This window comes from Corynebacterium sp. NPDC060344, from assembly GCF_042725215.1.
In the GTDB taxonomy this organism is placed as follows: Bacteria; Actinomycetota; Actinomycetes; order Mycobacteriales; family Mycobacteriaceae; genus Corynebacterium.
On sequence record NZ_JBHXCS010000006.1, the window covers coordinates 78,753 to 99,934 of the forward strand.

At 69.0% G+C, this 21,182-nt stretch carries 14 protein-coding genes and 1 pseudogene; 10 read left to right on the forward strand and 5 right to left on the reverse strand.

Annotated features, from left to right (window positions below; all coding sequences use genetic code 11):
• Positions 1 to 115: 115 nt before the first annotated feature.
• Complete coding sequence (gene metH / locus ACFWGD_RS08680) at positions 116 to 3,760, forward strand: methionine synthase (protein WP_377778259.1); 3,645 nt, start codon at positions 116 to 118, stop codon at positions 3,758 to 3,760.
• A 102-nt stretch (positions 3,761 to 3,862) separates the two neighbouring features.
• The gene (locus tag ACFWGD_RS08685) at positions 3,863 to 5,806 is read left to right on the forward strand and encodes a heavy metal translocating P-type ATPase (RefSeq protein WP_377778260.1); all 1,944 of its coding nucleotides are present in this window, start codon (positions 3,863 to 3,865) and stop codon (positions 5,804 to 5,806) included.
• Positions 5,807 to 5,868: 62 nt separating this feature from the next.
• Here the strand turns inward: ACFWGD_RS08685 and ACFWGD_RS08690 are convergent, their stop codons facing one another.
• Both ACFWGD_RS08690 and ACFWGD_RS08695 read right to left on the reverse strand, forming a co-directional pair.
• Positions 5,869 to 6,912, reverse strand: coding sequence for an App1 family protein (locus ACFWGD_RS08690; protein WP_377778261.1), 1,044 nt, complete (start codon positions 6,910 to 6,912; stop codon positions 5,869 to 5,871).
• A 21-nt stretch (positions 6,913 to 6,933) separates the two neighbouring features.
• Positions 6,934 to 7,899, reverse strand: a complete 966-nt coding sequence (locus tag ACFWGD_RS08695; RefSeq protein ID WP_377778262.1) for a thioesterase family protein — start codon at positions 7,897 to 7,899, stop codon at positions 6,934 to 6,936.
• Between the two features lie 120 nt (positions 7,900 to 8,019).
• Between ACFWGD_RS08695 and ACFWGD_RS08700 the strand changes: the two genes are divergently transcribed.
• From ACFWGD_RS08700 to aspA, 4 genes and pseudogenes are all read left to right on the forward strand, one after another.
• Positions 8,020 to 8,709: an HAD family hydrolase gene (locus ACFWGD_RS08700; protein ID WP_377778263.1), complete on the forward strand. Its 690-nt coding sequence runs from the start codon at positions 8,020 to 8,022 to the stop codon at positions 8,707 to 8,709.
• Between the two features lie 99 nt (positions 8,710 to 8,808).
• Positions 8,809 to 9,072, forward strand: coding sequence for a phosphoribosyl-ATP diphosphatase (locus ACFWGD_RS08705; RefSeq protein ID WP_377778264.1), 264 nt, complete (start codon positions 8,809 to 8,811; stop codon positions 9,070 to 9,072).
• An 81-nt stretch (positions 9,073 to 9,153) separates the two neighbouring features.
• Positions 9,154 to 9,996, forward strand: a complete 843-nt coding sequence (hisG, locus tag ACFWGD_RS08710; RefSeq protein WP_377778361.1) for an ATP phosphoribosyltransferase — start codon at positions 9,154 to 9,156, stop codon at positions 9,994 to 9,996.
• Between the two features lie 113 nt (positions 9,997 to 10,109).
• Positions 10,110 to 11,552, forward strand: a pseudogene (gene aspA, locus ACFWGD_RS08715) (aspartate ammonia-lyase); the annotation flags it as partial.
• A 270-nt stretch (positions 11,553 to 11,822) separates the two neighbouring features.
• Here aspA and ACFWGD_RS08720 read toward each other — a convergent pair.
• The 3 genes from ACFWGD_RS08720 to ACFWGD_RS08730 form a co-directional block, all read right to left on the reverse strand.
• Positions 11,823 to 12,413 carry a TetR/AcrR family transcriptional regulator gene (locus ACFWGD_RS08720; protein WP_377778265.1) on the reverse strand — a complete coding sequence of 197 codons (591 nt, stop codon included), beginning with the start codon at positions 12,411 to 12,413 and terminating at the stop codon, positions 11,823 to 11,825.
• Between the two features lie 141 nt (positions 12,414 to 12,554).
• Positions 12,555 to 14,897 (reverse strand): MMPL family transporter, encoded by a 2,343-nt coding sequence (locus tag ACFWGD_RS08725; protein ID WP_377778266.1) that lies wholly within the window; start codon positions 14,895 to 14,897, stop codon positions 12,555 to 12,557.
• 679 nt (positions 14,898 to 15,576) lie between these two features.
• Positions 15,577 to 16,539, reverse strand: a complete 963-nt coding sequence (locus ACFWGD_RS08730; protein ID WP_377778267.1) for a RecB family exonuclease — start codon at positions 16,537 to 16,539, stop codon at positions 15,577 to 15,579.
• A gap of 93 nt (positions 16,540 to 16,632) precedes the next feature.
• On the opposite strand from ACFWGD_RS08730, the gene ACFWGD_RS08735 reads away from it, so the two are divergent.
• The 4 genes from ACFWGD_RS08735 to ACFWGD_RS08750 are packed head-to-tail and all read left to right on the forward strand — an operon-like array spanning position 16,633 to position 21,120.
• Positions 16,633 to 17,472 (forward strand): tRNA (adenine-N1)-methyltransferase, encoded by an 840-nt coding sequence (locus ACFWGD_RS08735; protein ID WP_377778268.1) that lies wholly within the window; start codon positions 16,633 to 16,635, stop codon positions 17,470 to 17,472.
• Positions 17,473 to 17,510: 38 nt separating this feature from the next.
• Positions 17,511 to 19,244: a proteasome ATPase gene (gene arc, locus ACFWGD_RS08740; RefSeq protein ID WP_377778269.1), complete on the forward strand. Its 1,734-nt coding sequence runs from the start codon at positions 17,511 to 17,513 to the stop codon at positions 19,242 to 19,244.
• A gap of 9 nt (positions 19,245 to 19,253) precedes the next feature.
• Positions 19,254 to 20,882, forward strand: a complete 1,629-nt coding sequence (gene dop / locus ACFWGD_RS08745) for a depupylase/deamidase Dop (protein WP_377778270.1) — start codon at positions 19,254 to 19,256, stop codon at positions 20,880 to 20,882.
• Between the two features lie 37 nt (positions 20,883 to 20,919).
• Positions 20,920 to 21,120, forward strand: coding sequence for a ubiquitin-like protein Pup (locus tag ACFWGD_RS08750; RefSeq protein WP_377778272.1), 201 nt, complete (start codon positions 20,920 to 20,922; stop codon positions 21,118 to 21,120).
• The last annotated feature ends 62 nt before the right edge of the window (positions 21,121 to 21,182 follow it).

Below are 21,182 nucleotides of genomic sequence, written 5' to 3' on the forward strand. Positions count from 1 at the left end.
GACACTTCCCGGCCGGGGATGGCTTGACGACGGACTGCGGGGAAGCGGTTCGTCGTCAAGCATGCGGGCGACCCGACACGGGTGCGGCGTGCAGAACAGACTAAGGTGTCTACTCATGGTCGATCACGTGGATTCCCCGTTCCTCACCGCGCTGCGCGAGCGCGTCCTCATCGGCGACGGCGCGATGGGCACGCAGCTGCAGGAGTTCGATCTCGACGTCGACGCCGACTTCCTCGGCCTCGAGGGCTGCAACGAGATCCTCAACGAGACGCGGCCCGACATCCTCGAGACCATCCACCGGCGCTATTTCGAGGCCGGCGCGGACATGGTCGAGACCAACACCTTCGGCTGCAACCTGCCCAACCTCGCCGACTACGACATCGAGGACCGCATCCGCGAGCTCGCGGAAAAGGGCACCGCCATCGCCCGCCGCGTCGCCGACGAGATGGGCCCCGGCCGCGACGGCATGCCGCGATTCGTCGCCGGCTCCATCGGCCCCGGCACGAAGCTGCCGTCGCTGGGCCACGCGCCCTACGCCAGCCTGCGCGACGCCTACGTCGAATGCGGCCTGGGCATGCTCGACGGCGGCGCGGACTGCTTCCTCATCGAGACCTGCCAGGACCTGCTGCAGACCCGCGCCGCGGTCAACGGCGTCAAGGAGGCCATGCGGCAGCTGGGCCGGCGCATCCCGATCATCGTCCACGTCACCGTCGAGACCACCGGCACCATGCTGATGGGCTCGGAGATCGGCGCGGCACTGACCGCGCTGGAGCCGCTGGGCATCGACATGATCGGCCTCAACTGCGCCACCGGCCCGGACGAGATGAGCGAGCACCTGCGCTACCTGTCCAAGAACTCCCGCATCCCGGTGTCCGTCATGCCCAACGCCGGCCTGCCCGTGCTGGGCAAGAACGGCGCAACGTACCCGCTGACCGCCCCCGACCTGGCCACCGCGCTGCGCGGGTTCGTCGAGGACTACGGCCTGTCCATGGTCGGCGGCTGCTGCGGCACGACGCCGGAGCACATCTCGGCCGTGCGCGACGCCATCGCCGGCACGGGCGACTGGGACGGCCGCGGCCCGGCGGAGCGCGCCGAGCGCGACCCGAACCGCACCGACGACGTCGCCTCGCTGTACTCGACCATGCCGCTGACTCAGGACACGGGCATCACCATGGTCGGCGAGCGCACCAACGCCAACGGCTCGAGGGCGTTCCGCGAGGCCATGCTCGCCGCGGACTGGGAGAAGTGCCTGAACATCGCCCGCGGCCAGGTCACCGACGGCGCGCACATGATCGACCTGTGCGTCGACTACGTCGGCCGCGACGGCCGCGAGGACATGGCGACGCTGGCCGCGCAGGTCGCCACGTCGGTGACGCTGCCGGTCATGCTCGACTCCACCGAGCCCGACGTCCTGCGCGTGGGCCTGGAGCACCTGGGCGGCCGCAGCGCGCTGAACTCGGTGAACTTCGAGGACGGCGATGGCCCGGAGTCTCGCTACCACCGCATCATGGAGCTGGCCGTCGAGCACGGCGCGACCGTCGTGGCGCTGGCCATCGACGAGGAGGGCCAGGCCCGCACGCGGGAGAAGAAGGTCGAGATCGCCGAGCGCCTGATCTCCGACATCACGGGCACGTGGGGCCTGCGCGAGCAGGACATCATCGTTGACTGCCTGACGTTCCCCATTTCCACGGGCCAGGAGGAGACCCGCCGCGACGGCATCGAGACCATCGAGGCCATCCGCGAGCTGAAGAAGCGCCACCCGGAAGTCCACACGACGCTGGGCCTGTCCAACATTTCCTTCGGCCTCAACCCGGCCGCGCGCCAGGTGCTCAATTCGGTGTTCCTCAACGAGTGCATCGAGGCTGGCCTGGATTCGGCGATCGCGCACAGCTCGAAGATCCTGCCCATGAACCGCATCGACGAGCGCCAGCGCGAGGTCGCGCTGGACATGGTCTACGACCGCCGCCGCGGCGAGGATGATCCGGAGGGCGCCTACGATCCGCTGCAGGTGTTCATGGAGCTTTTCGACGGCGTGTCCGCCGCCGACGCCAAGGACGCCCGCGCCGAGAAGCTCGCGGCGATGCCGCTGTTCGACCGTTTGGCGCAGCGCATCATCGACGGCGAGCGCACCGGCATCGAGGCCGACCTCGACGAGGGCATGAAGGAGAAGGACCCGCTGGCGATCGTCAACGAGGATCTGCTGCGCGGCATGCAGACCGTCGGCGAGCTGTTCGGCTCGGGCCAGATGCAGCTGCCGTTCGTGCTGCAGTCGGCGGAGACGATGAAGACGGCCGTGGCGTACCTGGAGAGCTTCATGGACGCCGAGGATTCCACCGGGTCGAAGGGCACGATGGTCATCGGCACGGTCAAGGGCGACGTCCATGACATCGGCAAGAACCTGGTCGAGATCATCCTGTCGAACAACGGCTACAACGTGGTCAACATCGGCATCAAGCAGCCGATCGCCAACTTCCTGTCGGCGGCCCAGGAGGCGGAGGCCGACGTCATCGGCATGTCCGGCCTGTTGGTGAAGTCGACGGTGGTCATGAAGGACAACCTGGAGGAGCTCAACTCCTCCGGCGTCGCCGAGCGTTTCCCCGTCCTGCTGGGCGGCGCGGCGCTGACCCGCACCTACGTGGAAAACGACCTCGACGAGATCTACCAGGGCGACGTCCACTACGCCCGCGACGCCTTCGAGGGCCTGCGCCTGATGGACGAGATCATGGCCATCAAGCGCGGCACCGGCCCGGCCCCGGATTCCCCGGAGGCCATCGCCGCCGCAGAGGCCAAGGCCAAGCGCAAGGCGCGCCACGAACGCTCGCAGCGCATCGCCGCCGAGCGCGCCGCCAAGGCGGCCGAAGAGGCGGTGGCCGTGCCGGATCGTTCGGATGTCGCGGAGGACGTTCCCGTCGCAAAGCCTCCGTTCTGGGGCACCCGCATCGTCAAGGGCGTGGCCCTGGACGAGTACCTGACCACGCTCGACGAGCGCGCGCTGTTCATGGGGCAGTGGGGTCTGCGCGGCACCCGCGGCGACGAGGGGCCGACGTACGAGGAGCTCGTGGAAACCGAGGGCCGGCCGCGGCTGCGCGCGTGGCTGCAGCGCCTGCGCGCCGACCACATCCTCCAGCACTCCGCCGTGGTCTACGGCTACTTCCCGGCGGTGTCCGAGGGGGAGAAGGTGCACATCCTGCCGCTGCCCGTCGACGGCGAGGAGCCGGACCCGACCGCCGAGCCGGTGGTCACGTTCGAGTTCCCGCGCCAGCAGCGCGGCCGTTTCCTGGCCATCCCGGACTTTATCCGCTCCCGCGAGCGCGCCATCGAGGCCGGGCAGGTCGACGTCATGCCGTTCCAGCTGGTGACCATGGGCCAGCCGATCGCGGACTTCGCCAACGAGATCTACGCCGCCAACGAGTACCGCGACTATCTCGAGGTCCACGGCATCGGCGTGCAGCTCACCGAGGCGCTGGCCGAGTTCTGGCACCAGCGCATCCGCTCGGAGCTGGCGTTTTCCGACGGCACCACCGCCGCCCGCGACGACTCCGACGACACCCGCGACTTCTTCGACCTGAAGTACCGCGGCGCCCGGTACTCCTTCGGCTACGGCTCGTGCCCCGACCTGGAGTCGCGCCGCGGCCTGATCGAGCTGCTGCAGCCCGAGCGCATCGGCGTCGAACTGTCCGAGGAACTGCAGCTGCATCCCGAGCAGTCCACCGACGCGTTCGTGCTGTACCACCCGGAGGCGAAGTACTTCAACGTGTAGGAGCGAACCGGCCCGGGCGGCGCTTAGGTAAGCCACCGGTCACGCCTGGCTGGTAGCCCATACTTCCTGGTCAACACCAGTTTTCTGGGCAATACTGGGGACATGGGCACAAAAGTGGGCACCCGGGCGCCGGCCGATGGCGCCCCCGCCGGGTCGACGACGGCGGGGCAGGCGCTGCGGGGTTTCGCGTCCTCGCGCGACGGCGCGCTGGCGTTGGCGACGCTGGCCGCCATCGCCATCCACCTGGTGCTCGCCTGGGCCGCCGGGCTCGACGGCTGGGCGGCGGATTGGCCGCTGGTGGCCATGGTCGTCGTCGGCGGCATCCCGCTGACCATCGACGTGATCAAGGGCGCCATCGCGGCCCGCGGCGGCGCGGACATGCTCGCCGCGGTGTCCATCATCTCGGCGGTGCTGCTGGGGGAATGGCTGGTCGCGGCGATCATCGTGCTCATGCTCTCCGGGGGCGAGGCGCTGGAGGAGGCGGCGTCGAAACGCGCCTCAGCCACCCTCGACGCACTGGCCAAACGCAGCCCGTCGGTCGCCCATCGCCTGCGCGGCGCGACCATCGCCGATGGCGTCGACGACATCCACGCCGACGATGCGGCGGTCGGCGATCTGCTGCTGGTCCTGCCGCATGAGCTCTGCCCGGTCGACGGCGAGGTCGTCGACGGCGATGGCGCGATGGACGAGTCCTACCTCACCGGCGAGCCGTACGTGGTGCGCAAGTCCAAGGGCTCGGCGGTCATCTCCGGCGCGGTCAACGGCGAGTCGGCGCTGACGGTGCGCGCGGACAAGGCCGCCGGCGATTCGCGCTACGCCAAGATCGTCGGCGTGCTGCGCGAGGCCGAGCACAACCGCCCGCCGATGCGCCGCATGGCCGATCGCCTGGGAGGCTGGTACACGCTGGTCGCGCTGGTGCTGGGCGTGCTGGGCTGGGCGATCTCGGGGGATCCGACGCGCTTTTTGGCCGTGGTGGTCATCGCGACGCCGTGCCCGTTGCTCATCGGTGTGCCGGTGGCCATCATCGGCGCGATCTCGCTGTCGGCCAAGCGGGGGATCATCATCAAGAATCCGGCGATGCTCGAGGACGTCGGCCGGGTGCGCACGGTCATGTTCGACAAGACGGGCACCTTGACCTACGGCCGGCCGGTGGTCACGGAGGTCGCGACCGCGCCGGGGCTCGACCGGGACGCGGTGATGGCTGCCGCGGCGGCCGTCGAAAAGTACTCGAAGCATCCGCTGGCCACCGCCATCGTCGCCGATGCCGAGGACCGCGACCTGCCGCTGCCCGCCGTCGAGTCCGTCTCGGAGCGCCCGGGCAAGGGCCTGGTCGGCGTCGTCGGCGGCCGCGAGCTGCGCCTGACCAACCGCGCGGGGCTGGCGGCCATCGACCCCGCGTCGGCGGCGGTCCTGCCCGAGCGCGCGGCCGGCATGGAGTCGGTGGTCCTGCTTGACGACGCTTACGCGGCGACCATCACATTCCGCGACGAACCCCGTTCGTCGGCCGCGGAGTTCGTCGGGCATTTGCCGAAGCACCACGGGGTGCGGCACATGATGATCATCTCCGGCGATCGTGAGGCCGAGGTCCGGCGGCTGGCGGAGAAGGTCGGCATCGACGAGGTCCACGGCGGCGTGAGCCCCGAGGGCAAGCTGGAGATCGTCCGCGAGCGGACCAAGGAGGGGCCGACGCTGTTCCTCGGCGACGGCATCAACGATGCGCCGGCGATGACGGCGGCGTCGGCGGGCGTGGCGTTCGGTGCGACGTCGGACGTCACCGCCGAGGCGGCGGATGCCGTGGTGCTCGATTCCTCGCTGGAGCGCCTGGACGACCTCATCCACATCGGCGCGCGCATGCGGCGGATCGCGCTGCAGTCGGTGATCGGCGGGATGGGACTGTCCATCATCGGCATGATCCTGGCCGTGTTCGGCCTGCTCACGCCGATCATGGGCGCGGTGGCGCAGGAGATCATCGACATCGTGGCCATAGCTAACGCCGCCCGCGTCGCGATGGTGCGCGGAGGGCTCAGCGACTTCGACGACGAGTAGCCGGCCGGCGGCCTCGGTCGCCGGGTTGCAGGCGGGTAGGCGGCGGGTTGTCGGCGGTGCCTCTACCGCTCGTCCTGCTCGGTCGTTCCCGCCACCTGCGGGAACGGCTTGGTGCGGAATTCCTGAAGGAGCTCGTGGCCGTCGGCGCCCTGGATGACCGGCGCGCCGTGGCGGTCATCGGTGTCGATGTCCTCCAGGGCCGAGATCGTGCCGTGCGACAGGACGTGCTCGCCGGGGGAGAGCTGCCGGATGGCGACGCCGGCAATGCGGTCGGGATGCTCGAACACCGCATCGCCGTAGATCAGCGGATCATGCTGGCCGTCGTCGCCGACGAGGATCCAATTGATGTCCGGGAAGTCGATGAACAGGTTCCGCAGCTGCACCTTCTTGTGCTCTTGACCCGAACGGAACATCCCCGTCGGGGTGGGGCCCCAATCGGTGAGGAGCATCGGGCCGTCGGGAAGCCCGTTGACCTCGATGAAGTTCTCCAGCGTCTCGAACGTGTTCCAGGCGCCCGTGGACAGGTAGACGACCGGGGCGCCCGGATGATCGGCCAGCAATTCGCGGTAGAACTCCGCCATGCCGGGCACGGGCTTGCGGGTGTTGGTGTGGCGCACCCACGAGTTCCACGCGGCCAGCACCGCGCGCGGCAGCCACGTGACCATGACGGTGTCGTCGATGTCGGACACCAGCCCGATGCGCGCGCCCGGCTCGACGATGAGCACGCGGGCGGTGGCGGGCTCGGCGTCCTTGGCCTCGATGGTCACCTCGTTCCACCCCGGCTCGAGGCCGTGGTCGAGGACGAGGACGTCGATGTAGCCGTTGCCGTCGGTCTTGGAGTGGACGACCTTGTCGCCGGCGCGGACCGTCACGGGATGATTGCCGACCTGCGTGGTGATGAACTGCCGCCACCCGCGCTGGATGTCCGTCTCCGGCTCGGAGTAGGGGTCCTCCATGAGCACGCGGCCGAGCACGTGGACGCGCTCGACGGAGCCGTAGCCGGAAAAGCCGGTGACCGCGGGCTTCCAGCCCTTGGCTGTCTTGCGCTGCCTCCCGACCTGGTTGATCATTCGTTCGGTTTTGCGCGCGATGTCGGAGAGGGCCATGGGGTTCAGGTTACCGCGCCGCTACGTCGCCTGCGGCCGGACGAGCAAGGTCTGCATCGAGCGCCCGACCGGCCCGCGGACGTCGTAGAGGTAGGCCGCCGTCATGCCGATCCCGTCGGGCCCGATCGAGGCCTTGGCGGAGATGCCGATCCACTCGCCCTCGGGCTCGCGGTGCAGGTGGACGACGAGGTCGGTGTTCATGAACATCCACTTCCGAGGGTCCAGCGAGGCGCCGACGCCGTTGGCGACGTCGACCATGCTCATCAGGTACTCCACGCCGTCGGTGGCCTCGCCGGCGACGATCGGCTTGTCGGTGCGCACCCAGTGGATGCGGTGGTGGCCGTCGGGCTCGTCGGGGTCGGGCATGTTCACGATGTCGATGGAGTCGATGTAGCCGCAGTCCCAGTCCTCGTACAGCGGCCCGCCCTCGGTGGCTTCCTCGGGGCCGGGGATGGGGCGGGCGAACGACTTCTCCACCTCGTTGGTCTCCAGCACGGCCATGCGCCAGGCCGCCGCCGATGCGACGGCGCGCCAGTTGCCGTTGCGGTCCTCGGCGAGCAACTCCGCCTCGACCTTGAGGATCTGCCGCCCCGGCCTGCTGACCCACGTCCGCGTGCGCATCTCGGTGTACGGCACCGCGCCGAGCAGATCGACGGCCACGCGCGTGGTGCGCATGCCCTCGGGCAGGCCGGGGCAGCGCTGCAGGGCGTGGGTCAGGATCGCCGCCGGGGGAGCGCCGTGCTGGAACGCACCCCACGGGCCCCACGTGTGCAGGGTCGGCCGGTACCGCTCAACGACCTCGCCGGCCGGCAGCCCCATCTCCTCGGGGTCGGCCTGGCCGAGATGCTCGAAATAGGCGTCGATCTCGGTCGCCGGGTCGAGCCCCATCTGCTCGATCCGGTCGGCTTTCGTGGGGTCGCCGAGGGCATTGGCCTTCGGCGGGCGGGTGGCCCGGGCTCCTTGCGTGACGACGCTGCTGTTGTCCATGCCGCGACGCTAACAGTTAATCGCCGCTAACGTGACGGGCGACACACTTTCGGGGGTCGGTCCGTCGTCAAGCAATCACCCACCCGGCGCCAACCGCCCGCCCCGGCTACCGTGGCGGGCGTGCGAGCGATTCTCTGGGACATGGACGGCAGCCTCATCGACACCGAACCGTTGTGGGAGGTGGCCACCTACGACTGCTCCGAGCGGCTGGGCCGGCGACTGACGCCGGAGCTGCGGGAGAAGTGCATCGGCAACACGCTGCCGGACACCATCGGCATTTGCGCAGCCCACGCGGGCGTCGAGGCGACCGAGGAGGTCATCGCCCGCGAGTCGGAGTTCATGGAGTCGCGCGTGGCCCAGCTCATCGCCGAGCGCGGCATCGAGTGGCGCCCGGGCGTGCGCGACATCATCGAGCAGGCCCACGCCGCCGACGTCCCGGTGGTGCTGGTGACCAACACCCGCCGCCGCGTCGCCGACTACTGCATCGACGCCATGGGCCGCGACGCCTTCACCGACACCGTCTGCGGCGACGAGGTCCCCGCCGGCAAGCCCGCCCCGGACCCATACCTGCGCGGCGCCGAGATCGCCGGCGCCGACCCCGCCGACTGCCTGGCGCTGGAGGATTCCGTCACGGGCGTGCGCTCGGCCATCGCCGCCGGCTGCCGCGTCCTGTGGGCCCCGATGCCGCAGGCCGCGCCGCCGGCCGACGCCATCGGCGAGTTCGCCCCGCCGGCCGAGCACCTCGACGGCGACCTCGGCGGCTGGTCCCTCGACGACCTCCGCGCCGTCCACGCCCGGCTGTCGCAGTAGGGGACGGGCGGGGCTCGTCCCCGTCGCCCGTGTGCTTGACGACGCTCACCGCCCACCCTCCCGTCGCAACGCAGGGAGCCGCGTGGAATGATGGTGCGCGTGAAAAACTTCGATGACCTCTTCGCTGAACTGAAGGACAAGGCGGCCAGCCGCCCCGAGGGTTCGGGCACCGTCAAGGCGCTCGACGCCGGCGTGCATTTCCAGGGCAAGAAGATCGTGGAAGAGGCCGCCGAAGTCTGGATGGCCGCGGAGTACCAGTCCGACGCCGAGCTCGCCGAGGAAATCTCGCAGCTGATGTACTGGACCCAGGTCGTCATGGTGCAGCGCGGGCTGACGCCGGAAGATGTCTACAAGTACCTGTAGGGCGCCCCGCCGCCACAGCTGCCCAAACAGCCCCAGCCGCACCAGCCGCACCGAAAACCTAGGAGCAACAACGTGACCACGCTGCGCGTCGCCGTGCCCAACAAGGGCTCCCTGTCCGAGGCCGCCCTGGAGATCCTGCAGGAAGCCGGCTACCCCGGCCGCGGGGAATCGAAGAGCCTGTCGGTCGCCGACGAGGCCAACGACATCGAGTTCTACTTCCTGCGCCCCAAGGACATCCCCGTCTACGTGGGCAACGGCCACCTCGACCTGGGCATCACCGGCCGCGACCTCGCCGCCGACTCGCTGGCCCCGGTCGACGAGGTGCTCACCCTCGGCTTCGGCTCGTCGACGTTCCGTTACGCCGCCCCGGCCAACGAGGAGTGGGCGGTCGAGGACCTGGCGGGCAAGCGCATCGCCACCTCCTACCCGAACCTGGTGCGCGAGGACCTCAAGTCCCGCGGCATCGAGGCCGAGGTCATCCGCCTCGACGGCGCGGTGGAGATCTCCATCCGCCTGGGCGTCGCCGACGCCATCGCCGACGTCGTCTCCACCGGCCGCACGCTGCGCAAGCAGGGGCTGGCCGTGTTCGGCGACTCGCTGTGCGACTCCGAGGCCGTCGTCGTCGGCCGCCGCGACGCCGGCGTCACCGACGCCCAGCGCGTGTTCCTGCGCCGCCTCACCGGCATCCTGCACGCGAAGAACTACATGATGCTCGACTACAACATCAACGCCGCCAAGGTCGACGAAGCCTCCCGCATCACCCCGGGCCTGTCCGGCCCGACGGTGTCCCCGCTGGCCAACGAGGACTGGGTCGCCGTGCGCGCCATGGTCCCGCGCGACCTGGCCAACCCGATCATGGACCAGCTCGCAGGTCTCGGCGCCGAGGCCATCCTCGCCTCGGACATCCGCATCGCGCGCATCTAGGCGCCCCTCCACGGCGCACCCGCCTCCCGGCGGGTGCGCCGTCGTCGTCAAGCACGAAGCCCCGAAAAACGCCCGACCAGCCGTTACCGGGGCGCGCACGTATGGTCGATGGCATGGGAACCGATACGACCACGCACCAACCGTCCGCAACCCGCACCGAAACCGACCTGCTCGGGCAACGCGAAGTCCCCGCCGACGCGTACTACGGCATCCACACCATGCGCGCCATGGAAAATTTTCCCATCTCCGGCACCACCGTCAACGACGTCCCCGAATTCATCCGCGGCATGGTGATGGTGAAGAAGGCCACGGCGATGGCCAACCGGCGCATCCACACCATCCCCACCGACGTCGCCGACGCCATCATCTGGGCCTGCGACCAGGTTCTGGTCAACCACCGCTGCATGGACCAGTTCCCCGTCGACCTGTTCCAGGGCGGCGCCGGCACCAGCGTGAACATGAACACCAACGAGGTCATCGCCAACCTCGCGCTGGAATACCTCGGATACCCGCGCGGGCGCTACGACGTGGTCAACCCCAACGACGACGTCAACCAGTGCCAGTCCACCAACGACGCCTACCCGACCGGCTTCCGGCTGGCGGTGCACATCGCCATGAACGGCCTGCTCGTGGAGATGGACGAACTCGAATACGCGCTGCACGCCAAGGGCGACGAGTTCAACGACATCATCACCATGGGCCGCACCCAACTCCAGGACGCCGTGCCCATGACGCTCGGACAGGCGTTCCACGCGTTCGCCAACAACATCGCCGAGGAACACCAGGTCATCCAGGGCGCCGCCGAGGCGCTGCTGGAGGTCAACCTCGGCGCCACGGCCATCGGCACCGGCGTCAACGCGCCGTCGGGCTACCGGCAGGCGGTGGTGCAGGCGCTAGGCGAGGTCACCGGCCTCGGCGTGACGTCGGCGAAGGACCTCATCGAGGCGACCTCCGACACCGGCGGCTACGTCAACGCGCATTCGGGCCTCAAGCGCGCCGCGATGAAGCTGTCGAAGATGTGCAACGACCTGCGCCTGCTGTCGTCCGGCCCCCGCGCCGGCTTCAACGAGATCAACCTGCCCGAGCGCCAGGCCGGGTCGTCGATCATGCCCGCCAAGGTCAACCCGGTCATCCCCGAGGTGGTCAACCAGGTGTGCTTCAAGGTCTTCGGCAACGACGTGACGCTGTCCATGGCCGCCGAGGCGGGGCAGCTGCAGCTCAATGTCATGGAGCCGGTCATCGCGCAGTGCCTGTTCGAGTCGATTTCGCTGTTGCGCCGGGCGTCGATGACGCTGCGCACGCTGTGTGTGGAGGGCATCACCGCCAATGCAGACGTGTGCCGGGCGTACGTCGACAACTCCATCGGGATCGTCACCTACCTGAACCCGGTCATCGGCCACCACCAGGGCGACGTCATCGGCCGCGAGGCCGCGGAGACCGGCAAGGGCGTCCGCGAGCTCGTCCTAGAGAAGGGCCTGCTCGAGGAGGCGGAGCTCGACCGCATCTTGTCCACGGACAACCTCATGCACCCCGAGTACCGCGGCAAGCGATACGTCGCGGGGGAGACTCGCATCGGAGAGCTGGGTCTTGACGACGACTCCGCCCGCGATTCCACCGCCACCGGCGCACCCGGCGGGGGCGAGCAGGGCGCGGGCGATGCCGAGGCAAGCAGAGTGGAGGACGGGGAGAAGCCGGAATCCGATGAGGGGTCCGCCGCAAAGGGCGAGCAGGGCACCGTCGATTAGCTGCCGCTCCAGGAATTCGTCGGCGTCGCAAAGCACAGGACCCGCACCGGAAATGGTGCGGGTCCACTGCATTCGGAACGGTCAGGCGACGCCGCCGGCGACGAACTCGAAGGCCTCGTCGAGCAATTCGGGGACCGTGCGGCCGGCGGCGAGAGACTCGTCGCGGACGGCCTCGAACACCGCGCCCGACGCGCACATGCACACGTGGATCAGCGCCTGGGCCTTGAACGGCGACAACTTTCCGCCCGAACGCTCGACGATCGCCGCGCGCAGGCCCGTGAAGATGCCCCGCGCCCGATGAACCCGATCCGGGCCCATCCCCGCGACCACGTGCTCGGCGACGGTGGCCAGATTGGGCACCGACGCGAGATCGCCCTCGGGGCGGTCGTACATGGCCACGATCGTGCCGCGGAGCACCTCGAACGGGGTGAGCTCGGCCGGGGCCGTGCGCATGTTCGTCTCCCACTCGGCGATGGACTCCTCGATGAAGAAGAGGAAGGCGTCCTCGCGGGCGGCGAAATAATTGTGGAACGTCCGGGTGGACACCCCGGCGCGCGCGGCGATGGCGGCGACCGTGGCGCCCTCGTCGCCCTCGGTCACCAACAGATCCACCGCGGCCGTGGCCAGGTCGATTTTGGTCTGGCGCTTCTTCTGCTCGCGCACTCCAGACATGCCCGAACCCCTTCCAGCTCGTATCGCGACTCGATGTTCCACGCGGAGGCCGCGCGGGCCGGTGCCCGCGCGAACCCACGCATATCGGATGAAGGTATCAGACCCGCCTGAGAGGCATATGAACCGTTTAAGACGGGCCCGTCACTTCGCGTCGGTGGTGGCGGAGTGGCTCGTCAGCGACTCGCCCTCGATGTCGACCTTCGGCAGGATGCGGTCGAGCCAGCCCGGGATCTTCCAGGCGCGCTCGTCGAGCAGGAACATCGTCGCCGGGATGATGGTCATGCGCACGATGAAGGCGTCGAGGAGCACGGCCAGCGCCAGCGCGAAGCCCATCACCTTGATGAACGGCTCGTCCATCAGGATGAACGCCGCGAACACGGAGATCATGATCAGGGCGGCTGCCGTGACCACGCGGGCGCCGTGCTTGAAGCCGTTCGCCGTCGCATTGCCGGCTGTCTTGCCGTGCGCCCAGCCCTCGCGCATGCGGGTGACCAGGAAGACCTGGTAATCCATGGCCAGGCCGAACACGATGCCGATGAGCATGATCGGCAGGAAGCTGATCAGCGGCTGCGGATCGGAGATGATCCCCATCCACCCTTCCTGCCACAGGGCGACGGTAATGCCCAGCGTCGCAGCGACCGACAGGCCGAAGCCCAGCGCCGCGATGAACGGCACCCAGAACGAGCGGAACACGACCATCAGCAGCAGGAACGCCAGCACCATGATGATGGCGACGTAGGGGATGAGCACGTCGGACAGCCGCTCGGAGATGTCCTCGTAGATCGGGGACACGCCGGTGACGGAGTACGTCGCGCCGGTGTCGGACTCGAAGCCGGCGGCGCCGCCGCGGATGTCCTCGAGCACGGTGGCGGCGTTCTCGTCGGTCGCGCCGACGGACGGGGTGATCAGCACCTGGGCGGCGCCGCCGTCCTCGCTCATGCCGACGACCTGGGCGTTGACCACGCCGTCGATGCCCTGGATGTGGGCCGCCGCCTGGCCCAACGCCATCGGGCGCTCCTGCTCGGCGACGTCGTCGGCCTCGACGAGGGCGACCATCGGGGCGTTGCGGCCCGGGCCGAAGGCGTCGTCGATCATCTCGTAGGCCACGCGGTTGGGCGTGCCCGGCGACGCGGAGCCGTCCGACGGCATGGCCAGACGCAGCTGGGTGACCGGGATGGCGGCCAGCGCCAGCACGATCACGCCGCTGATCAGGAACAGCACCGGGCGGGCGCGGATCATGCGGACCCACTTCAGGCCCATGGTCGGCTTCTCGTCCTCCGGATCCGGAGCCTTCACGATGGGCGCCCGGGCCGCGAAGACCTTCGTGCCGATCGCGCCGAGGATCGCCGGCAGCAGCGTCACCGCGACGAGCACGGCGATGGCCACGGTCAGCGCGGCGGTGAACGCCATAGCGGTGAGGAAGTCGATGCCGATGATCGACAGCGCCACCAGCGCGATGATCACCGTCATGCCGGCGAAGACGACGGCCGTGCCGGCCTTCCCGACGGCGAGGCCGGCCAAGTGGGCGCGCTCGCGGAAGGGGATGCCGCGCAGTTCGTCGGCAAGCTCCTTCGGCTCCAGGTCATTGCCGCCGACGTGGAGCACCAGCTCGTTGCGGAACCGCGACAGGATGAACAGCGCGTAATCGATGCCCACGGCCAGGCCGATCATGGAGGCCAGGGTCGGGGTCATCGAGCTGATGGTGTCGGTGAACGACGTCGCCGCGAAGATCGCCGCGATGCCGATGCCCACGCCGACGACGCCGGTGAGCAGCGGCAGGCCGGCGGCGATGAAGGAGCCGAACGTGATGATCAGCACCAGCGCCGCCACCGCGATGCCCAGCAGCTCGGCGACGAAGGACATCTCGCTCATCTGGAAGGCGTTGCCGGAGTAGGCGATGTCGAGGTTGTCGTCGGAATGCTCGGCGACGACGTCGGAAAACTCGTTCTTGGCCTCGGGAGAGACGTCCATGGCGGTCTCGGCGTCGAAGGTGACGGTGACCGTACCGGTCGACGCGTCCTCCGACAGCGGGCTGACCGCGGCGATGTTGGCGTCGATCTGCTCCTGCGGCATGCCCTGCGCGGCATACTGCTCGGTCATCTGCTGCGTCATGCCGCCCGCGGCGAGCACGGGGGAGACCAGCGCGTCCTTCTCGGTGAGGGAATCGAGCTCGCGCAGATCGGCGAGGAACGCGTCGACGTCCGCGGACACGTCCGGGTCGGTGAGGGTCTTGCCGTCGCCGGCCTGCATGACCACGGTGCCCGTCGGCGCTTCCAGCTGGTTTTCCTGGCCGGCGAAGCGGTCCTGCAGGCGGTTCTGCGTTTCCACCGACTCGAGGCCCTCGATGGTGAAGCTGTTGCTCATCGGCTGCGTCAGCGTGGCGGCCGCGGTGCCGGCGCCCAGGACGAGCAGGATCCAGACGGCGATGAACCGCCATCGATGCAGGTAGGCGGATCGACCCACCTTGTACAGGAATGACGCCATGTGGGCGGGCTCCTCAATTGTCGGTGTGCGCGTGCGGGGCGGGGCCAGTGTGCCATTGCTTTGCGACGGCCACCGCACCCCTTCAAGCGCCCCGGATTATTGCAGGCCCCGTGCAAGCGCCCAAGGTGAAACGGCGCGGTGTGTGAAACATCACCATGTTTTCATCGCATCTCCGGCAGTTGCAGCTCCGGCCGTCGCATCGCGGCCCCAGGATCACCGAGGCACGCGTCCGGCGCGACACCACCGCTACTTTGGCGAAGCGCAACGCGTCGGCGAGCCCGATTTTCGGAATCGCGCCAGAACGCACGGAGAAGGCCGATCGGCAATCGACCGGGACGCAGGCGCCAGAGTCAATTCGACAGCGCCAGAAGTCCACACAGCGCCTTTTCGGAGTCCACCCCATTCCGCCGATGAGGAAATAACGGGGCCGGCCCCACCGATTCAATCTCGTGCAGTTCATGGTGATGATCCGAGGCACGAGGACTCTGATCTTGAAGAAAACGGGGGTCCGAAATTCAACCTCAGAGTTTTCGTCGACGCCCGGAGGCAGACGATCTGCACGATCTCGCACAGGAATTTCTCAGGTCGCCGATTTCGGTGCCGTGAAGGGTCGGCCGCCCCCTTCCGGAGCACGAAATCGTGTACCGGCGGCAGCCCATCAGCGCATGGCGACGCAGCGCTACTCGCCGTGGGCTCCCGGCCAGCCCGGGTACTCCGGAGGCGTGCCGCCGAACGCGGGGCACAGCTCCTGGAACGAGCACCATCCGCACAGCTTCGACTTCTTCGGCCGGAAGTCGCCGAACTCGCCGTCTCGGACGATGGCGGCCCACAGTTCGGCGAGCTCGCCTTCGAACCGCTCGAGCTCCGGGGCGGTCGGCGAGTGCGTCAGGTCATCGGCGACCTTGAGGTACATCAGCCGCAGCTGCTCGGGGATGTGCCCGGTCATCCGCCACCACACCAGCGCATAGAATCGCATCTGGAACAGCGCCTCATTCTGGAACCGCGGGTGGGGCTTCTTGCCGGTCTTGTAATCGACGATGCGCACCTGTCCCGTCGGCGCGACGTCCACGCGATCGATGAAGCCGCGCACGGGCACGCCGGCAGCATCATCGCCGACGTCAAGGCCGAGGGTCATCTGCACGAATTTCTCGATCTCCGCCGCATCGAACCCCGTCGGGTTCTCCATGATGAAGTACCCCTTCAGCAGCCCACGGCATTCGACGAGGAAGTCCAGCAGCGACTCTTCGGGGACGAGGTCGGACAGTTCGCCGGAGGGGTCGTCGTCAAGCATCTTTTGCCAGGTCGGCTTCAGTTGCTTGACGACGGCCGCATAGGAGCGCTCCTCCCGCGGCCGCGCATGCATGTGCTCGAGAACCGCATGGACGAGGGTGCCCTTGACCTGCGCGAGGGTGGAGGGCTCCGGAAGCTTGTCGATGGCCCGGAGGCGGTACTTCAGCGGGCACTGCCGGTAATCGCCCGCCCGCGACGGCGACAGCGCGAGGCCGCGGCGCTTCGAGGGGGACGGGGCCGATGCAGCGGCCGGGGAGGCGGGCTGGGACGGGGGCTGGGCCGGAGATGCAGCCGGGGACTGCGACGCCTCGGGTGCGGGAGCCGAATCGGAGTGCAGGGGGTTTTCGGGCATACTGGCCAGGTTAACCCGGGGCCCGGATCGAACCGGCCAACCCCGCCGACCACCGCCCACGACCGCCGACCAGGCAGCGAGGATCAGACACACATGGCAGACAGCGGCCCGTTCCAGGAAGGCGATCGCGTCCAGCTGACGGACTCGAAGAACCGGCATTTCACGGTGACGCTGGAGAAGGGCGGGAAGTTCTTCACCCACCGCGGCGCCATCGCCCACGACGACCTGATCGGGGCGCACGAGGGCACGACGGTGACGTCGGCCGAAGGCACGGTCTACCTGGCCATGCGCCATCTGCTGGTCGACTACATCCTGTCCATGCCCCGCGGCGCCGCGGTGATCTACCCGAAGGACGCCGCCCAGATCATCGTCGAGGGCGACATCTTCCCGGGCGCCCGCGTCCTGGAGGCCGGCGCCGGCTCGGGCGCGCTGAGCCTGAACCTGCTGCGCGCGATCGGCCCGGACGGCAAGCTGTTCAGCTACGAGATCCGCGAGGACCACATCGAGCACGCCGAACGCAACGTCGTCGAGTTCCTCGGCGGCAAGCCCGACAACTGGGACCTGCGCCTGGGCGACATGTCCGAGGCCACCCAGGAAGACCTCGGCGGCCCGGTCGACCGCATCATCCTGGACATGCTCGCCCCGTGGGAGTGCCTGGACACCGCGTCGAAGCTGCTGCAGCCCGGCGGCGTGCTCATGGTCTACGTGGCCACGGTGCCGCAGTTGATGAAGGTCATGGAGGGCATCCGCGAGCAGAAGTGCTTCACCGAGCCGCGAGCGTGGGAGTCGCTGGTGCGCGATTGGAACGTCAAGGACCTGTCCGTGCGCCCCGCCCACCGCATGCAAGCGCATACGGCGTTCCTGGTGTGGGCCCGCAGGCTTGCCGACGGAACGGTGCCCCCGCGGCCGCAGCGCCGCAATCAGAAGAGGTAGCGGCAAAATCCGGCGCGGCGGTGGGTAACGTGGGGGCCATGACCACCCCCGCCGACACCATCCGCGATCTGCAGCAGAAGAACCGCACGTTGGGCGCGCGCAACGAGAAGCTCGTGGAGCTGCTCCGCGAGTCGCGCGACCAGATGACGCTGCTGCGCCAGGACCTCGAGCAGATCTCCAATCCGCCGAGCACGTACGGCATTTTCCTCGAGCCCGCGAAGGGCAAGATCGACGATCCCAACGGCCCGATCGTGCAGACGGGCGGCTCGTCGAAGCCGGCGCAGGCGGCGGAGGTGTGGACCGGCAACCGGCGCATGCGGCTCAACGTGCTGCGCGGCCTCGACGTCGACGACTTCAAGCCGGGCACGATGGTGCGCCTGACCGACGGCAATCTCATCGTCGAGGACTGCGGCTACCCCGACCACGGCGATCTGGCGCTGGTGCGCGAGACGCTCCCGGACCGCAAGCGGGTACTCGCCACGGATCACCACGGCGAAGAATTCGTCGTCAAGCTCGCGGGAGACCTGCAGGCGAAGGTCGGCGACACCGTCCTCATCGACCGCAAGTCGGGCCACGCGTTCGAGGTGATCCCGAAGGCCGAGGTGGAAAATCTGGTGCTGGAGGAGATCCCCGACGTCGAGTACTCCGACATCGGCGGCCTGAAGCGCCAGATCGCGCAGATCCACGACGCGGTGGAGATGCCCTTCCTGCACCCCGAGCTGTTCACGCGCTACCGGCTGCGGCCGCCGAAGGGAGTGCTGCTCTACGGGCCGCCCGGCAACGGCAAGACGCTCATCGCCAAGGCCGTGGCCAATTCGCTGGCCCGCAAGATCGCGCTGAACAAGGGCCAGTCGGAGGAGGAGGCGCGCCGCGCGCAGTCCTACTTCCTCAACGTCAAGGGCCCGGAGCTGCTGAACAAGTTCGTCGGCGAGACCGAGCGCCAGATCCGCCTGATCTTCGACCGCGCCCGCGACATCGCCGAGGCCGGCCGGCCGGTCATCGTCTTCTTCGACGAGATGGACTCGATCTTCCGCACCCGCGGCTCGGGCGTGAGCTCGGACATGGAGAACACGGTGGTGCCGCAGCTGCTCGCCGAGCTCGACGGGGTCGAGGGGCTGGAAAACGTCATCGTCATCGGTGCGTCGAACCGCGAGGAGATGATCGACCCGGCGATCCTGCGCCCGGGCCGCCTGGACGTGAAGATCCGCATCGAGCGCCCCGACGAGGAGGCGGCGAAGGACATCTTCGCCAAGTACCTCACGCCGGACTTGCCGTATGCGGAAGACGAGGTCGCGGCGCACGGGAGCGTCGACACGCTCGTTGCGGCGCTGACCGACGCGGTGGTCGAGCGCATGTACCGGACCAGCCCGGACAACGAGTACGTGCGCATCCGCTACGCCGACGGGTCGAGCGAGATGCTGTATTTCCGCGATTTCAATTCGGGCGCGATGATCGCCAACATCGTCGACCGCGCGAAGAAGCACGCCATCAAGGACGTCATTTCCGGCGGCGCCGACGGCATCACGCAGGCGCATCTGCTGCGCGCGGTCGTCGAGGAGTTCGCGGAGAACGAGGACCTGCCCAACACGTCCAACCCCGACGAGTGGGCGCGGATTTCGGGCCGGCCGACCGGCCGCGTCGTCGACGTCCAGGTCGTCCAGCACCAGCACCTCCACGAGGATGCGGAGTTCGGGGTGCTCGGCTCGGGTCAAGATGGCTCGGGTCAGGGCACCTCGCTTGACGACGCCCACCACACCGGCGCAGGGGAGTAGGAGCCGCAGATGGCGCGCGTACTGGGCACCGAAATCGAATACGGCATCACGTCGCCGGGCAAGCCCGAGCTGAGCCCGATCGTCACGTCGACGCGGGCCGTGCTGGCCTACGCCGAGGAGCATTCGGGAGGGCTGGACCGGAGGACCCGCTGGGACTACGAACCGGAGTCGCCGCTGCGCGATTCGCGCGGGTTCGACCTGCGGCGCTACCGCATGACGCCCGTCGTCGACCCGAATGCACTGGGGGCGGCGAACCTGATCCTGGTCAACGGCTCGCGGTTCTACGTCGACCACGCGCACCCCGAGTACTCGGCCCCGGAGACGACGTCGGCCTACGACGCGCTCGTCGCCGATCTGGCCGGCGACCGCATCATGCTCGAGGCGGCGCGGCTGGCGGGCACGCGGCGAGTGCGGATGGGGGGTGGCGGAGCGGACGGCGCGGAGGCCAATTCAGGCGCCAATTCAGGCGCCAACTCGGGCTCCGACGCCGCCGCTGCTTCAGAGCCCGTCGAGCTGAAGATCTACCGCAACAACGTCGACGGCAAGGGCGCCAGCTACGGCGCCCACGAGAACTACCAGTTCCGCCGCGACACCGACTTCGACGCGATCATCGCGGGCTTGACGCCGTTCTTCGTCACCCGCCAGGTGTTCACCGGCTCCGGGCGGGTCGGTTTGGGGCAGCAGGGCCAGGAGCCGGGGTTCCAGCTGTCGCAGCGCGCCGATTACATCGAGACCGAGGTGTCGCTGGAGACGACGCTCAACCGGGGCATCATCAACACCCGCGACGAGCCGCACGCCAACGCCGACCAGTGGCGCCGGTTGCACGTCATCATCGGCGACGCGAACCTGTCGCAGACGGCGACGCTGCTCAAGCTGGGCACGACGTCGCTGGTCCTCGACGCCATCGAGGACGGCGTCGACTTCTCGGACCTGAAGTTGCGCGAGCCGGTCGAGGACGTCCGGCGCGTCTCCCGCGATCTGGCGTGCACGCGAAAGCTCCAGCTCGACGACCACGTCACGCATCTGACGGCCATCGAGATCCAGCGCCGCTACCTCGAGCGCGTCGCGCCGTATGCCCGCGCCTCCGACGAGGCCACCGGCGCCACGGGCGTGAAGTCCGCGGCCCACGTCGTGGAGCTGTGGGGACGGGTGCTCGACATGCTCGAGTCCGACCCCCTGTCGACGGCGCACCTTCTCGACTGGACGGCGAAGCTGAAGCTCATGGAGGGGCTGCGCGCCCGCGCGGGCATCGGGTGGGACCACCCGAAGCTGGCGCTCATCGACATCCAGTACTCCGACATCGATCCCGCCCGCGGCCTGCACCACGCGCTGGTGCGCCGCGGCGCCATGGACACCGTCGCCGATGAGGCCGAGGTCGCCCACGCCGTCACCCACGCGCCGGAGGCCACCCGCGCCTACCTGCGCGGCGGCCTGCTGCGCCGCTTCGCCGACGATGTCGCGGCGGCCAGCTGGGACAGCGCGATCGTCGACGCCGGCGACGAGATGGTCAAACTGTCGCTGTCGGACGTCTCCGGGCTGGGGGCGGGCACCGTCGGAAAGCTGCTGGAAACCTCGCCCGACATGGCGAGCCTGGTTGCCGGGCTGCGCGGGCGCGGGCTGGCAGGATTGTCGGAGTAGCCGGACCACCGGGAACAACGGACCTAAGGAGAACACCATGGCGGACATCAAGGGCGGTCAGATCCAGGGCGGCGGCGGTCCCGGCGGCGACGACGACGCGATCGACGAGGTCGCCGGCGGCGGCCAGGCGCAGGCCCACATCGACTCGACCGACGACCTGCTCGACGAGATCGACGGCCTGCTGGAGAACAACGCCGAAGAGTTCGTGCGCTCCTACGTGCAGAAGGGCGGCGAGTAGGCCGTGGCCGGCGGACCTGGCGCCGGAGCCGAGGATCGGGCGAACGGTGGACCTGGCGCCGG